Source organism: Serratia sp. NGAS9 (assembly GCF_009905295.1).
Taxonomy (GTDB): domain Bacteria; phylum Pseudomonadota; class Gammaproteobacteria; order Enterobacterales; family Enterobacteriaceae; genus Serratia; species Serratia bockelmannii.
Genome location: NZ_CP047605.1, coordinates 4,607,911 through 4,621,802 on the forward strand (window position 1 = coordinate 4,607,911; position 13,892 = coordinate 4,621,802).

The following is a 13,892-nucleotide window of genomic DNA, read 5'->3' on the forward strand; positions in this document are numbered from 1 at the left end:
AGGGGCCGTCCAACCCTAACAAGCCTTGCCGAGGAATTAAACCTGCAAGCGCCGTTTTTGTCCTTTATCAGGACTTGGGCCGCTTATTATGCATATAGTCAAATAAATGTGATTCAGCCATTGATAGAAAAGTGTAAACGAGAGGAAGAGTGACATGCGTGCACTGTTATTGGAACAACAAGACGACCAAACTCTGGCTCATATCAAAGATATCGGCAGCGATCGGTTGCCGGAAGGCGATGTCACCGTCGACATCAACTGGTCAAGCCTGAACTATAAAGATGCGCTGGCGATCACCGGCAAAGGCAAGATCGTGCGCAACTTCCCGATGGTGCCGGGCATCGACTTCGCCGGCACCGTGCGCCACAGCCGCGACGATCGCTTCAAAGAGGGGCAAAGCGTGGTGCTCACCGGTTGGGGCGTGGGCGAACACCATTGGGGCGGCCTGGCCGAGCAGGCGCGCGTCTCCGGTGAGTGGCTGGTGCCGCTGCCGAACGGCCTGGATGAGCGCAAGGCGATGATCATCGGCACCGCCGGCTTTACCGCCATGCTGTGCGTGATGGCGCTGGAAGAAGGCGGCGTGCACCCGGACGACGGCGATATCCTGGTCACCGGCGCCAGCGGCGGCGTGGGCAGCACCGCCATCGCCCTGCTGGCGGCGCTGGGTTACCGGGTGACCGCCATCAGCGGCCGCGACAGCAATACCGAGTACCTGAAAGCGCTCGGCGCCAAAGAGGTCATGTCGCGCGATGGCTATATCGACACGCCGCGTCCGCTGGAGAAACAGCTGTGGGCCGGCGCGGTGGACACCGTCGGCGACAAACTGCTGGCGCGGGTGCTGGCGCAGATGAACTATAACGGCACCGTCGCCGCCTGCGGCCTGGCGGGCGGTTATCAACTGCCGACCACCGTGATGCCGTTCATTCTGCGCAACGTGCGCCTGCAGGGCGTGGATTCGGTGCATACGCCGCTGCACCGCCGCCAAACCGCCTGGGAACGGCTGGCCGGCATTCTGCCGGACAGCTTCTATCAGCAGGCCACGCATGAAATCGCCCTCGAGCAGGCGCCGGCCACCGCCGCCGCGCTGCTGAACAACCAAATCACCGGCCGCACCCTGGTGAAAATCCGCTGACCTTCTCCCCCCGGCAACGGGGGGTTCGCCCGCATCTGCGAAATTTCATATTTTCCCGCGCCCCCTCGCTTCCGGCCGGCTTTAGCGCCATGCTTATTTCATGAAGACCCGTCAGCCGCCCGCGGACGGCGGGCATCAGTCGCGGAGAGCATAAGCATGAACAAACACCCGAAATTAACCGAGGCCGACGTCACGCCGGAGAGCGTGTTCCACCAGCGGCGCAAGGTGCTGCAGGCGCTCGGCATCACCGCCGCCACGCTGGCGCTGCCTACCGGCGCGCAGGCGGACCTGCTGTCGTGGTTCAAGGGCAACGATCGCCCCAAGGCGCCGCCGGGCAAAGCGCTGGAATTCAGCAAACCGGCCGCCTGGCAGGCGCAGCTGGCAATGACGCCGGAAGACAAGGTCACCGGCTACAACAACTTCTATGAATTCGGCCTCGACAAAGCCGATCCGGCCGCCAACGCCGGCGGGCTCAAGACCGAAGGTTGGAAAGTGCGCATCGACGGCGAGGTGGCGAAGCCGATCACGCTGGACATCGACGATCTGATGAAGCGTTTCCCGCTGGAACAGCGCATTTACCGCATGCGCTGTGTCGAGGCCTGGTCGATGGTGGTGCCGTGGATCGGTTTCGAACTGGGCAAGCTGCTCAAGCTGGCCGAACCGAACAGCAACGCGCGCTACGTGGCCTTCCAGACGCTGTACGATCCGGAACAGATGCCCGGCCAGAAAGATCGCTTTATCGGCGGCGGCCTGAAATATCCCTATGTCGAAGGGCTGCGGTTGGACGAGGCGATGCATCCGCTGGCGCTGCTGACCGTCGGCGTGTACGGCAAAACCCTGCCGCCGCAAAACGGCGCGCCGCTGCGGCTGATCACGCCGTGGAAATACGGCTTCAAAGGCATCAAATCGATCGTGCATATCCGTTTGGTGCGCGATCAACCGCCGACCACCTGGAACCAATCTGCGCCGAACGAGTACGGTTTTTACGCCAACGTGAATCCGCACGTCGATCATCCGCGCTGGTCGCAGGCCACCGAGCGTTTTATCGGCTCCGGCGGCATTCTCGACGTTAAACGCCAACCGACGTTGCTGTTCAACGGCTATGCCGACCAGGTAGCGTCGCTGTATCGCGGTATGGATCTGCGGGAGAATTTCTAAGTGCGCCTGACGCCTGTTCATATCAAATGGCTGAAAGCCGCCCTGCATCTGGCGGCGTTTTTGCCCTTTCTCTGGCTGGTGTTGGCGGTGGATCAAGGCTGGTTCAGCGCCGATCCGTCCAAGGACATCCAGCATTTTACCGGCAGGATGACGCTGAAACTGCTGCTGGCCACGCTGGCTATCGCCCCGCTGGCGCGCTATGCCCGTCAGCCGCTGCTGATCCGCTGTCGCCGTCTGGTGGGGCTGTGGTGCTTTGCCTGGGGCACGCTGCACCTGATAAGCTACTCCACGCTGGAGCTGGGGCTGAGCAATCTCGGCCTGCTGGGCAGCGAGCTGGTGAACCGCCCTTATCTGACGCTCGGCATCCTCACCTGGCTGATCCTGCTGGCGCTGGCGGCCACGTCAACGCTGTGGGCAATGCGCAAGCTGGGGGCCAAATGGCAAACGTTGCACAACTTCGTCTATCTGGCGGCGATCCTCGCCCCCATCCACTACCTGTGGTCGGTCAAAACATTCTCCCCCCAGCCGTTCATTTACGCGCTGTTGGCGGTGGCGCTGTTGGGCCTGCGTTACAAGAAATTCCGCGCCTGGTGGCGCTGAATCGCGCGGCGGTGCGCGTTATTGGCGCGGAAAAACGCGCGCCGCCGGCGGGAACTTTTTCTGTGTTCCAGCGCTCATATTCCTGTCACGGATCCCCCAGTTCCTCGATTTGGGGTTGAATATCTTCGCTGATAAGACCAGTATTTAGCTGCGAATTGCTACGATATCGTTATAATGCCCGACCTTGTTTCTGTTCTCAGGGTGAATTTGCCCCTTAACAGGTGACAAATCGGTAACATCGGGTTATTTTCTACGATGATGGTTTTATTGCCGGAGATACCAGCACAATGGCGGATAAGTTTCACATTTTGCTTCTGAACGGCCCCAATCTCAATCTGCTGGGGACGCGTGAGCCGGAGAAGTACGGCAGCACGACGCTGACAGAGATTGTTAACGGATTGGAAAACCAGGCATCCGCATTGGATATTACCCTGAGCCATCTGCAATCCAACGCCGAGCATCAGCTGATCGATCGCATTCATCAGGCGCGCGGCAACACCGATTTCATTCTGATAAACCCGGCGGCGTTCACGCATACCAGCGTGGCGCTGCGCGATGCGTTGCTGGCGGTGCAGATCCCGTTCATCGAGATCCACCTGTCCAACGTGCACGCCCGCGAACCTTTCCGCCATCACTCTTATCTCTCAGACGTAGCGGTAGGCGTGATTTGCGGCCTCGGCGCGGATGGCTACGCTTTCGCTTTACAGGCAGCGGTTAACCGTCTGTCGAAAACCCACTAATTGCTCCACAAAAAGAGTACGGAATCACACTCATGGATATTCGTAAAATCAAGAAACTGATCGAACTGGTTGAAGAATCAGGTATTTCTGAACTGGAAATCTCTGAAGGCGAAGAATCGGTTCGCATCAGCCGTGCCGCACCGGCGCAGGCTTATCCCGTCATGCAGCAGGCTTACGCGATGCCGGCACAGCAGCAGCCAGCCCTGGCTACCGCCGTTGCCACCGCGCCTGCGGCAGAAACCCCTGCAGCACCGGCGGCCGTGAGTGGCCATGTCGTTCGTTCCCCAATGGTAGGCACCTTCTACCGCACCCCAAGCCCGGACGCGAAAGCCTTCGTGGAAGTGGGCCAGAAAGTGAACGCCGGCGATACCCTGTGCATCGTTGAAGCCATGAAAATGATGAACCAGATCGAAGCGGACAAGTCCGGCGTCGTGAAAGCCATCCTGGTGGAAAACGGCCAGCCGGTCGAATATGACGAGCCGCTGGTCGTCATCGAATAACGAGGCGCCCCCATGCTTGATAAAATTGTTATCGCCAACCGCGGCGAGATCGCGCTTCGCATCCTGCGTGCCTGTAAAGAATTGGGCATCAAGACCGTTGCGGTTCACTCCGCGGCCGACCGCGATCTGAAACACGTTCTGCTGGCCGACGAGACCGTCTGCATCGGTCCTGCGCCATCGGTAAAAAGCTACCTGAACATCCCGGCCATCATCTCGGCGGCGGAAATCACCGGCGCCGTGGCGATCCACCCGGGCTACGGCTTCCTGTCGGAGAACGCCGACTTCGCCGAGCAGGTTGAACGCTCCGGCTTCATCTTCATCGGCCCGAGAGCCGAAACCATCCGCCTGATGGGCGACAAGGTTTCCGCGATCAACGCCATGAAAAAAGCCGGCGTGCCCTGCGTACCGGGCTCCGACGGCCCGCTGACCGACGACATGGATAAAAACCGTGCCTTCGCCAAGCGCATCGGTTATCCGGTGATCATCAAGGCCTCCGGCGGCGGCGGCGGTCGCGGCATGCGCGTCGTGCGCAGCGACAAAGACCTTGAGCAGTCCATCAACATGACGAAAGCGGAAGCCAAAGCGGCTTTCAACAACGACATGGTGTACATGGAAAAATACCTGGAGAATCCGCGCCACATCGAGATTCAGGTATTGGCCGACGGCCAGGGCAACGCCATCTATCTGGCCGAGCGCGACTGCTCCATGCAGCGCCGCCACCAGAAAGTGGTCGAAGAGGCGCCGGCGCCGGGCATCACCAGCGAAATGCGTCGCTACATCGGCGAGCGCTGCTCGAAAGCCTGTGTGGAAATCGGCTACCGCGGTGCGGGCACCTTCGAGTTCCTGTATGAAAACGGCGAGTTCTATTTCATCGAAATGAACACCCGTATTCAGGTAGAACACCCGGTTACCGAAATGATCACCGGCGTGGATCTGATCAAAGAGCAGCTGCGCATCGCTGCCGGTCAGCCGCTGTCGATCAAACAGGAAGAAGTGAAGATCCACGGCCACGCGGTAGAATGCCGCATCAACGCCGAAGATCCGAACACCTTCCTGCCGAGCCCGGGCAAGATCACCCGCTTCCACGCGCCAGGCGGTTTCGGCGTGCGTTGGGAATCTCATATCTACGCCGGTTATACCGTACCGCCGTACTATGACTCCATGATCGGCAAGCTGATCACCTTCGGCGAAAACCGTGACGTGGCGATTGCCCGCATGAAGAACGCCCTGGCTGAACTGATCATCGATGGCATCAAAACCAACGTTGAGCTGCAGCAGAAGATCATGAACGACGAAAACTTCCAGCACGGTGGCACCAACATCCACTATCTGGAGAAGAAGCTGGGTCTGCAGGAAACCTAAGGCAGCCACGCAGCATCGTCTGACGAAAGGCCGGTTAATCACCGGCCTTTTTCTTTGGCGCTGCCGCCAGTAACGGCTTGGCAAAACGCCGTCATGCCGTAAAATTCCCTACCTTTGATGAATCCATCACCGTAAACCTATGGGAGACACGGATGGACAAACGCTTTATTCAGGCGCACCGCGAAGCGCGCTGGGCGCTGGGGCTGACGCTGCTCTACCTGCTGGCCTGGGGGCTGGCGGCCTACCTGCCGGACAGCGCCATCGGCGTCACCGGCCTGCCGCACTGGTTCGAAATGGCCTGCCTGCTGGTCCCGCTGCTGTTCACCGGCCTGTGCTGGCTGATGGTGCGCACGGTGTTCCGCGACATTTCGCTGGAGGACAGCGATGCAAACTGAAGTGATCCTGCCGCTGGTCGCCTACCTGTTGCTGGTATTCGGCCTGTCGGTGTATGCCTACAGCCGCCGCCAGAGCGGGAATTTCCTCAGCGAATACTTTCTCGGCAACCGCTCGATGGGCGGCTTTGTGCTGGCGATGACCTTGACCGCCACCTACATCAGCGCCAGTTCGTTTATAGGCGGCCCCGGCGCCGCCTATAAATACGGCCTGGGCTGGGTGCTGCTGGCGATGATCCAGCTACCGGCGGTGTGGCTGTCGCTCGGCGTGCTGGGCAAGAAATTCGCCATCCTGGCGCGGCGCTACAACGCCATCACCCTCAATGACATGCTGTATGGCCGCTACCAGAGCCGCCTGCTGGTGTGGCTGGCCAGCCTCAGTCTGCTGGTGGCGTTCCTCGGCGCCATGACGGTGCAGTTTATCGGTGGCGCCCGCCTGCTGGAGACCGCCGCCGGCATTCCCTACGACACCGGCCTGCTGATCTTCGGCATCAGCATCGCGCTGTACACCGCCTTCGGCGGCTTCCGCGCCAGCGTGCTGAACGACGCCATGCAGGGGCTGGTGATGCTGCTCGGCACCGTACTGCTGCTGGTGGCGGTGATCCACGCCGCCGGTGGGTTGCACAGCGCGGTGGACAAGCTGCAGCAGATCGATCCGGCGCTGGTATCGCCGCAGGGCGGCGATCAAATCCTCAGCCTGCCGTTTATGGCGTCGTTCTGGATCCTGGTGTGCTTCGGGGTGATCGGCCTGCCGCACACCGCCGTGCGCTGCATCTCTTACAAAGACAGCAAGGCGGTGCATCGCGGCATTCTGCTCGGCACCGTGGTGGTGGCGGTGCTGATGTTCGGCATGCACCTGGCCGGCGCGCTCGGCCGCGCGGTCTTGCCGGACCTCAAGATCCCCGATCAGGTGATCCCGACGCTGATGATCACCGTGCTGCCGCCGTACGCCGCCGGGATCTTTTTGGCGGCGCCGATGGCGGCGATCATGTCGACCATCAACGCCCAGCTGCTGCAATCCTCCGCCACCATCATCAAGGATCTCTATCTGGGCGTACGCCCACAGCAGATCCACAACGAGCGGTTGATCAAGCGCTTCTCCAGCCTGACCACGCTGATCCTCGGTCTGCTGGTGCTGCTGGCGGCCTGGCGGCCGCCAGAGATGATCATCTGGCTCAACCTGCTGGCTTTCGGCGGGTTGGAGGCGGTCTTCCTGTGGCCGCTGGTGCTGGGCCTGTATTGGGAACGCGCCAATGCTCAGGGAGCGCTTAGCTCAATGGTGTCGGGTGCGGTATGCTATACGCTATTGGCCAGCTTCAACCTGCAACCGGCGGGGCTGCATCCTATCGTGCCTTCGCTGTTGCTCAGCCTGTTGGCGTTTTATCTCGGTAACGTCGTCGGCGAAAAGCGCCGGGCGGCGTCATCATTACCCTCTTAAAGAGAATTGCTATGCCTTGGATCCAACTCAAACTGAACACCACCGGCAGCCAGGCGGAAGACCTGAGCGACGCGCTGGTGGAAAGCGGCGCCGTGTCGGTGACCTTCCAGGACACCCACGACAACCCGGTGTTCGAACCGCTGCCGGGTGAAACCCTGCTGTGGGGCGATACCGACGTGATCGGCCTGTACGACGCCGAAACCGATATGGCCGAGGTGGTGGCGATGCTGGAACAGCACCCGCTGCTGGGCGCCGGTTTCCGCCACAAGATAGAACAGCTGGAAGACAAGGACTGGGAGCGCGAGTGGATGGACAACTTCCACCCGATGCGCTTCGGTGAGCGCTTGTGGATCTGCCCGAGCTGGCGCGACGTTCCCGATCCCGACGCGGTTAACGTGATGCTCGATCCGGGCCTGGCGTTCGGCACCGGCACCCACCCGACCACCGCGCTGTGTCTGCAGTGGCTGGACGGCCTCGATTTGGCGGGCAAAACCGTCATCGACTTCGGCTGCGGTTCCGGCATCCTGGCAATCGCCGCACTGAAGCTGGGTGCGGCGCGCGCTATCGGCATCGACATCGATCCCCAGGCCATTCAGGCCAGCCGCGACAACGCACAGCGTAACGGCGTTTCAGAGCGTCTGGAGCTGTATCTGCCGAAAGACCAGCCGGCGGACCTGCTGGCGGACGTGGTGGTCGCCAACATCCTCGCCGGCCCGCTGCGCGAGCTGGCGCCGCTGATTGGTTGCCTGCCGAAGGCCGGCGGTCATCTGGGGCTGTCCGGCGTGCTGGCCAGCCAGGCGAGCAGCGTAGCGGAAGCCTACGAAGAGAAGTTCACGCTCGATCCGGTCGCCGAGCGCGAAGAGTGGTGCCGTATCACCGGCCGCCGCAAGTAAGCGTCACGGTCTATTGCCCCCTCATTCACCGGCCCTGCGCCGGTGGATTTTTTTGTCCGGCGATCGCCAGACGGACGAGACAAAATTTTATGCAATTTTTTGCCGTTCAACGACGGATCGCCCTGACAATGCGCCTTCCAGACAGGCTATACCAGCAAAAATAGCGGACGAATGCAGATAATATTCTGCACAAAGGCGAATATTTTGCCGCACACAAAATAAGCACTTTTCGTCAACTTATTGTAAAATATATATAATATTTTTATGAATCGCCGCGTAGCGCATTTTTCGCCCTAATATCGGGCCAATTGGTTAAAGTTTGGCCTTTCATCTCGACGCAAAAATGCGTAATATACGCGCCCTTGCGGACACAGTATGGTCACTCTTTGTCTATGCGCATTGGACACCACCAGCTTACTAATTGCCTGATTGCGGCCCCGATGGCCGGTATTACAGATCGCCCGTTCAGAACCCTCTGTCATGCAATGGGTGCTGGGATGGCTGTATCCGAAATGCTCTCCTCCAACCCGGAGGTGTGGCGGACGGATAAGTCGCGTCTGCGTATGGTGCATAGCGATGAACCAGGGATCCGCTCCGTGCAGATTGCCGGATGCGATCCTGATGATATGGCCGCCGCCGCGCGTATCAACGTGGCCAGCGGCGCGCAGATCATCGATATCAATATGGGATGCCCGGCCAAAAAAGTGAACCGGAAGCTTGCCGGGTCCGCTTTGTTGCAGTACCCGGATCTGGTTAAACGGATCCTCCACGCGGTGGTTGACGCAGTGGATGTGCCGGTAACGCTGAAGATTCGCACCGGCTGGGCGCCAGAGCATCGTAACTGTGTAGAGATTGCCCAACTGGCCGAAGACTGTGGTATTCAGGCCCTGACGATTCACGGCCGAACCCGCGCCTGTCTGTTTAACGGCAACGCGGAATACGACAGCATTCGGGCAGTTAAGCAGAGTGTTTCCATTCCGATTATCGCGAATGGGGATATTACTGACCCGCATAAAGCCAGAGCAGTGCTCGACTACACCGGGGCCGATGCCCTGATGATAGGCCGCGCTGCTCAGGGGAGACCCTGGATCTTCCGGGAAATCCAGCATTATCTGGACACTGGGGAGTTGCTGCCGCCGCTGCCGCTTGGCGAGGTGAAGCGCTTGTTGATTGGGCACATTCGGGAATTGCACGGCTTTTATGGCCAAGGCAAGGGATTCCGGATTGCTCGTAAGCACGTGTCCTGGTATCTCCAGGAACACGCTCCGAATGACCAGTTTCGGCGCACATTCAACGCCATAGAGGATGCCAGCGAACAGCTGGAGGCGTTGGAGGCATATTTCGAAAATCTTAGCGTAAAAAAAGAGCTGACAGAACTATGTTCGAACAACGCGTAAATTCTGACGTACTGACCGTTTCTACCGTTAACTCACAAGATCAGGTGACTCAAAAGCCTCTGCGTGACTCGGTTAAACAAGCACTGAAGAACTATTTTGCTCAACTGAACGGTCAAGACGTAAATGACCTGTATGAGCTGGTACTGGCTGAAGTTGAACAGCCACTGTTGGACATGGTGATGCAATACACCCGTGGCAACCAGACCCGCGCAGCCCTGATGATGGGCATCAACCGCGGCACGCTGCGCAAGAAGCTGAAAAAATACGGCATGAACTGATACTAGTCAGTTAACGTGTTGAAAAGGCGCTTTATCTCATTTGATAAGCGCCTTTTTCTTTGTCTGATTTATGCCTACATTGGCGGGGCTTTGCGCGGAATGCGCTTATCAATATATCCGGCAATGAAATAGCAAATACCCGCCACGGCCGCGACCATCACGGAGCGCTTCCACCCGTCCAACTCCACACCCAGGCTATCCAGCCCGCTCAACACCCCAAACACCAGCAGACCCAAGATAACCGATGCTCTGCCTGTCCAGGTTGGTGAGGGTGTCAATAAACGCCTTACCCAGTGGGATCTCATAGAGCTTCCTCCTTGCTTACGATTGAGTCGCCAATCGATGAAGAATACTCTCACGTTTTACTCGGGGCGACAAAGCGGGGGCATAGGCTCTGGTTTGCGGGCAATAAAAAAGGCCGCAGCGCGGCCCTTGGGGTAAAGCGGAGACCTTATTCGGTCGCTTTGTTCTTGAGGCTTTCCGCCCCTTGCTTGGTCTTGTCCCAAGCCTTCTCCGTACCCTGTTTGGTGGAGTGCCAGGCCTTTTGCGAGCCTTCGCTCACTTTGCTGCCGACGCTGTCGCTCTTGCCTTCGGCGGCGTGCTTGGCTTTCAGCTTCAGCTCTTCACCCTTGTCCTGAGACTGGTGCAGCTTTTCTTTGGCGGTATCCGCCCCTTTATGCGCCTCAGCGACGACCTCGTTGCTGGCGTGAGCGGCGGTGTCGGTCGCAGTTTCAGCAGCGAACACCGGGGAAGCGAGCAGCAGTGCAGACAAGGCAATGATTGATTTCTTCATAAGTCCCTCTTTTCTCAGATACGTGCCATTCGTCATGAAACAAGATGGCATGAAATGCCCCTTGAACGATTTAAGAATAGGACTAAAACCAAAAAAATCGATACAAAATTTTATTACCAACGGTTTTATTGATTTTTTATGCCACCAAGCAGTATGAGCGGGGAAAGCGCACGAAAAAGTTAAATTTTTCCTGTCACAAAACTATAATTTGTACGAATTTTTAACAAGCACCAACAGGGATGGATTCTATGGTTGCCGCGATCATTATCGGCATTTTTATCATCAGCTTCCTCTACGCACACTCCCGCGGCAAAGAGAAACAAAAGCTTACCCGCCAACTGTTCGATCACTCCACCTTTATGGGGCCGATCAACATGTTTATGACCGGCTTCTCCCGTTTGCCCGCCAAACAGCCCTATTTCGACGAAAAAGGCTTCCCGGAGCTACAGACGCTGACCGACAACTGGCAGGTGATCCGCGAGGAAGCCGTGCGCTTGCAGGATCACATCAAAAAGGCGCAGTCGCACAACGACGCCGGATTCAACACCTTCTTCAAACGCGGCTGGAAACGTTTTTATCTGAAGTGGTACAGCGACAGCCACCCTTCGGCGCAAACGCTGTGCCCGAAAACCGTCGAGCTGCTCAACCGCATCCCGTCGGTCAAGGCCGCGATGTTCGCCGAGCTGCCGCCCGGCAGCCATTTAGGTAAACACCGCGATCCTTACGCCGGCTCAGTGCGCTACCATCTGGGGTTGATGACGCCCAACGACGATCGCTGCTTCATCGAGGTCGATGGCGAGCAGCACAGTTGGCGCGACGGCGAGGCGGTGATCTTTGATGAAACCTACGTGCACTGGGCGCAGAACGCCACCGATCAGACGCGCATCATTCTGTTTTGCGACGTCGAACGGCCGATGAAATGGCGCTGGGCGCAGGCGGTCAACCACTGGGTCGGCGCCACGCTGATGTCGGCAGCCAGCTCGCCGAACGACGATCAGGACCGCACCGGCGGCATCAACCGCATCTTCAAGTACGTCAACGCAGTGCGCGATGCCGGCCAACGCCTGAAAGCGCGCAACCGCCGTGGTTACTACCTGCTGAAGTGGCTGGTGATCGTCGCTATTTTCGCCGCCATCATCCTCCCCAGCCTGTAAACCGTCGCCAATCGTCAACACAGGGGCAACGCGAATGAGAATATTCGCATGCCCCTCTTCCGCCACACCCCGTACCCTGTGTTAACATACACGTTCCTAGAGCCGCCTCCGCTGGCCAACAGCTATCCCTCCGAAGCCTGATAGCAGCGCAAACCGCCCTTCGAATGTAAATGTTTAGTCAATTATGGAATTCCGACTAAACCCTGGCCGTACCTGGGTGTCTGAGTAGTCGTATCGCTATCGAGTGGAACCTTTATATGCGTTACAGCTTGCTGCCCCTTTTAACGTATAAAAAGAGTTTCTATGAAATCAGCCAAAGCATTTCAACTGGCCTTGCTGCACCCGCGCTACTGGTTAACCTGGTTCGGCCTCGCCCTGCTGTTCCTGCTGGTCCAGCTCCCCTACCCGTTGCTCAATCGGCTGGGAGTGTGGATGGGGCGTACCTCGATGCGATTTCTCAAACGCCGCGTCACCATCACTCGTCGCAACCTCGAGCTGTGTTTCCCCGAGATGGACGAAGCGCAGCGCGAGCGCAAGGTGGTGGGCAACTTCGAATCGCTCGGCATGGGCCTGTTGGAAACCGGCATGGCCTGGTTCTGGTCGGATAAACGCGTCAAACGCTGGTTCAACGTCTCCGGCATCAACCACCTCAAAATGGCGCAGCGCGACGATCGCGGCGTGCTGGTGATCGGCGTGCACTTCATGTCGCTGGAACTGGGCGGCCGGGCAATGGGCCTGTGCCAGCCGATGATGGCGATGTACCGTCCGCACAACAATAAAGCGATGGAGTGGGCGCAGACCAAAGGCCGCATGCGTTCCAACAAGGCGATGATCGACCGCAAAGATCTGCGTGGCATGGTGCACGCGCTCAAGCGCGGCGAGGCGGTATGGTTCGCGCCGGATCAGGACTACGGCCCGCGCGGCAGCGTATTCGCCCCGCTGTTCGCCGTCGATCAGGCCGCTACCACCAGCGGCACCTTTATGCTGGCGCGCATGGCCAACCCGGCGCTGGTGCCGGTAGTGCTGATCCGCCGCGAAGGCGGCCGCGGCTACGACCTGCTGATCCAGCCGGCCCTGGAAGACTATCCACTCAGCGACGAACAGGCGGCGGCGGCTTACATGAACAAAGTGATCGAGAAAGAGATCATGCGAGCGCCGGAGCAATACATGTGGCTGCACCGCCGTTTCAAAACCCGACCGGCTGGTGCGCCCTCGCTGTACTGACCTTTTTTTTCAGCCCGGCCAATGCCGGGCTTTTTTGTGCGCCACCTTTAAAAAACGGCGGCTCGACACTCTACTTTCCTGTAATCTCCTTCTTTACCCGCACAGGAACGGAAATGATGAAAGCTCAAGTTCGCATTGCTCTGGTCGGTGATTACAACCCGCAAGCCGTGGCCCATCAGGCCATCCCCGTGGCGCTCCAGCTCACCGCCGCCCATCTCGATATTGACGTGCAGCCCCAGTGGCTACCGACCGAAACCTTGATCTCCCCCGAAACGCTGCAAAATTTCGACGCCATCTGGGTGGTGCCAGGCAGCCCGTATCGTTACGACGACGGCGCCTTTATGGCGATCCGTCATGCGCGGGAAAACGACGTGCCGTTCCTCGGCTCCTGCGGTGGTTTTCAATACGCCATCGTCGAATACGCCCGCAACGTGATGGGCTGGCACGACGCCGGCCATGCGGAAACCGACAGCGGTGGCCGGCTGGTGATCGCCCCGCTGAGTTGCTCGCTGGTGGAAAAAACCGGCGACATCGTTTTTCAGCCCGACACCCGCGTCGCACAGGCCTACGGCAGCCTGAACACCCATGAAGGCTATCACTGCAACTTTGGCGTGAATCCGGAATTCGTCGCCGATCTTGAGCGCTTCCCGCTGATCATCAGCGGCCACGACAGCGAAGGCGACGTGCGCGCCATCGAACTGCCGGGCCGGCGTTTTTACGTCGCCACGCTGTTCCAGTCGGAACGCGCCGCGCTGCGCGGCGAGCTTTCACCGCTGGTGGTGGAACTCGTCAAAACAGCCGCCAACGGGTAAAAAAAAGCCCTCCTGCGAG

At 59.0% G+C, this 13,892-nt stretch carries 15 protein-coding genes; 14 read left to right on the forward strand and 1 reads right to left on the reverse strand.

The genetic code is table 11. The annotated features are described in order from the left end of the window. The first annotated feature begins 154 nt into the window (after positions 1 to 154). From GUC32_RS21935 to fis, 11 genes are all read left to right on the forward strand, one after another. Positions 155 to 1,132, forward strand: coding sequence for an MDR family oxidoreductase (locus GUC32_RS21935; RefSeq protein WP_004936902.1), 978 nt, complete (start codon positions 155 to 157; stop codon positions 1,130 to 1,132). A gap of 156 nt (positions 1,133 to 1,288) precedes the next feature. After that, positions 1,289 to 2,290: a protein-methionine-sulfoxide reductase catalytic subunit MsrP gene (gene msrP, locus GUC32_RS21940; protein ID WP_025304423.1), complete on the forward strand. Its 1,002-nt coding sequence runs from the start codon at positions 1,289 to 1,291 to the stop codon at positions 2,288 to 2,290. Beyond that, positions 2,291 to 2,890 carry a protein-methionine-sulfoxide reductase heme-binding subunit MsrQ gene (gene msrQ / locus GUC32_RS21945; RefSeq protein WP_016930241.1) on the forward strand — a complete coding sequence of 200 codons (600 nt, stop codon included), beginning with the start codon at positions 2,291 to 2,293 and terminating at the stop codon, positions 2,888 to 2,890. 287 nt (positions 2,891 to 3,177) lie between these two features. Next, complete coding sequence (aroQ, locus tag GUC32_RS21950; RefSeq protein WP_004936891.1) at positions 3,178 to 3,630, forward strand: type II 3-dehydroquinate dehydratase; 453 nt, start codon at positions 3,178 to 3,180, stop codon at positions 3,628 to 3,630. Between the two features lie 32 nt (positions 3,631 to 3,662). Then, positions 3,663 to 4,130 carry an acetyl-CoA carboxylase biotin carboxyl carrier protein gene (accB, locus tag GUC32_RS21955; protein WP_004936889.1) on the forward strand — a complete coding sequence of 156 codons (468 nt, stop codon included), beginning with the start codon at positions 3,663 to 3,665 and terminating at the stop codon, positions 4,128 to 4,130. Positions 4,131 to 4,142: 12 nt separating this feature from the next. Next, positions 4,143 to 5,492 carry an acetyl-CoA carboxylase biotin carboxylase subunit gene (gene accC / locus GUC32_RS21960; RefSeq protein ID WP_019453177.1) on the forward strand — a complete coding sequence of 450 codons (1,350 nt, stop codon included), beginning with the start codon at positions 4,143 to 4,145 and terminating at the stop codon, positions 5,490 to 5,492. Positions 5,493 to 5,644: 152 nt separating this feature from the next. Further along, positions 5,645 to 5,887: a YhdT family protein gene (locus GUC32_RS21965; protein ID WP_025304424.1), complete on the forward strand. Its 243-nt coding sequence runs from the start codon at positions 5,645 to 5,647 to the stop codon at positions 5,885 to 5,887. Beyond that, positions 5,877 to 7,322 (forward strand): sodium/pantothenate symporter, encoded by a 1,446-nt coding sequence (gene panF, locus GUC32_RS21970; RefSeq protein ID WP_049208301.1) that lies wholly within the window; start codon positions 5,877 to 5,879, stop codon positions 7,320 to 7,322. Before GUC32_RS21965 ends, panF begins: the two co-directional genes overlap by 11 nt. 11 nt (positions 7,323 to 7,333) lie before the next feature. Next, the gene (gene prmA, locus GUC32_RS21975) at positions 7,334 to 8,215 is read left to right on the forward strand and encodes a 50S ribosomal protein L11 methyltransferase (RefSeq protein WP_016930246.1); all 882 of its coding nucleotides are present in this window, start codon (positions 7,334 to 7,336) and stop codon (positions 8,213 to 8,215) included. A gap of 392 nt (positions 8,216 to 8,607) precedes the next feature. Continuing rightward, positions 8,608 to 9,612, forward strand: coding sequence for a tRNA dihydrouridine synthase DusB (gene dusB, locus GUC32_RS21980; protein ID WP_025304426.1), 1,005 nt, complete (start codon positions 8,608 to 8,610; stop codon positions 9,610 to 9,612). Beyond that, the gene (gene fis / locus GUC32_RS21985; protein ID WP_000462905.1) at positions 9,594 to 9,890 is read left to right on the forward strand and encodes a DNA-binding transcriptional regulator Fis; all 297 of its coding nucleotides are present in this window, start codon (positions 9,594 to 9,596) and stop codon (positions 9,888 to 9,890) included. The genes dusB and fis overlap by 19 nt, the downstream gene beginning before the upstream one ends. Positions 9,891 to 10,341: 451 nt before the next feature. Here fis and GUC32_RS21990 read toward each other — a convergent pair whose 3' ends face one another. After that, entirely contained in the window at positions 10,342 to 10,683 is a 342-nt protein-coding gene (locus GUC32_RS21990; RefSeq protein ID WP_016930249.1) for a hypothetical protein, read from the reverse strand. Positions 10,684 to 10,931: 248 nt separating this feature from the next. Here GUC32_RS21990 and lpxO point away from each other — a divergent pair, with 248 nt between their 5' ends. The 3 genes from lpxO to GUC32_RS22005 all read left to right on the forward strand — a co-directional run bounded on the left by lpxO (position 10,932) and on the right by GUC32_RS22005 (position 13,873). Then, positions 10,932 to 11,837, forward strand: coding sequence for a lipid A hydroxylase LpxO (gene lpxO / locus GUC32_RS21995; RefSeq protein ID WP_025304427.1), 906 nt, complete (start codon positions 10,932 to 10,934; stop codon positions 11,835 to 11,837). A gap of 303 nt (positions 11,838 to 12,140) precedes the next feature. Continuing rightward, positions 12,141 to 13,061: a kdo(2)-lipid IV(A) palmitoleoyltransferase gene (gene lpxP / locus GUC32_RS22000; RefSeq protein ID WP_016930250.1), complete on the forward strand. Its 921-nt coding sequence runs from the start codon at positions 12,141 to 12,143 to the stop codon at positions 13,059 to 13,061. 116 nt (positions 13,062 to 13,177) lie between these two features. Further along, positions 13,178 to 13,873, forward strand: a complete 696-nt coding sequence (locus GUC32_RS22005) for a CTP synthase (protein WP_049204442.1) — start codon at positions 13,178 to 13,180, stop codon at positions 13,871 to 13,873. The last annotated feature ends 19 nt before the right edge of the window (positions 13,874 to 13,892 follow it).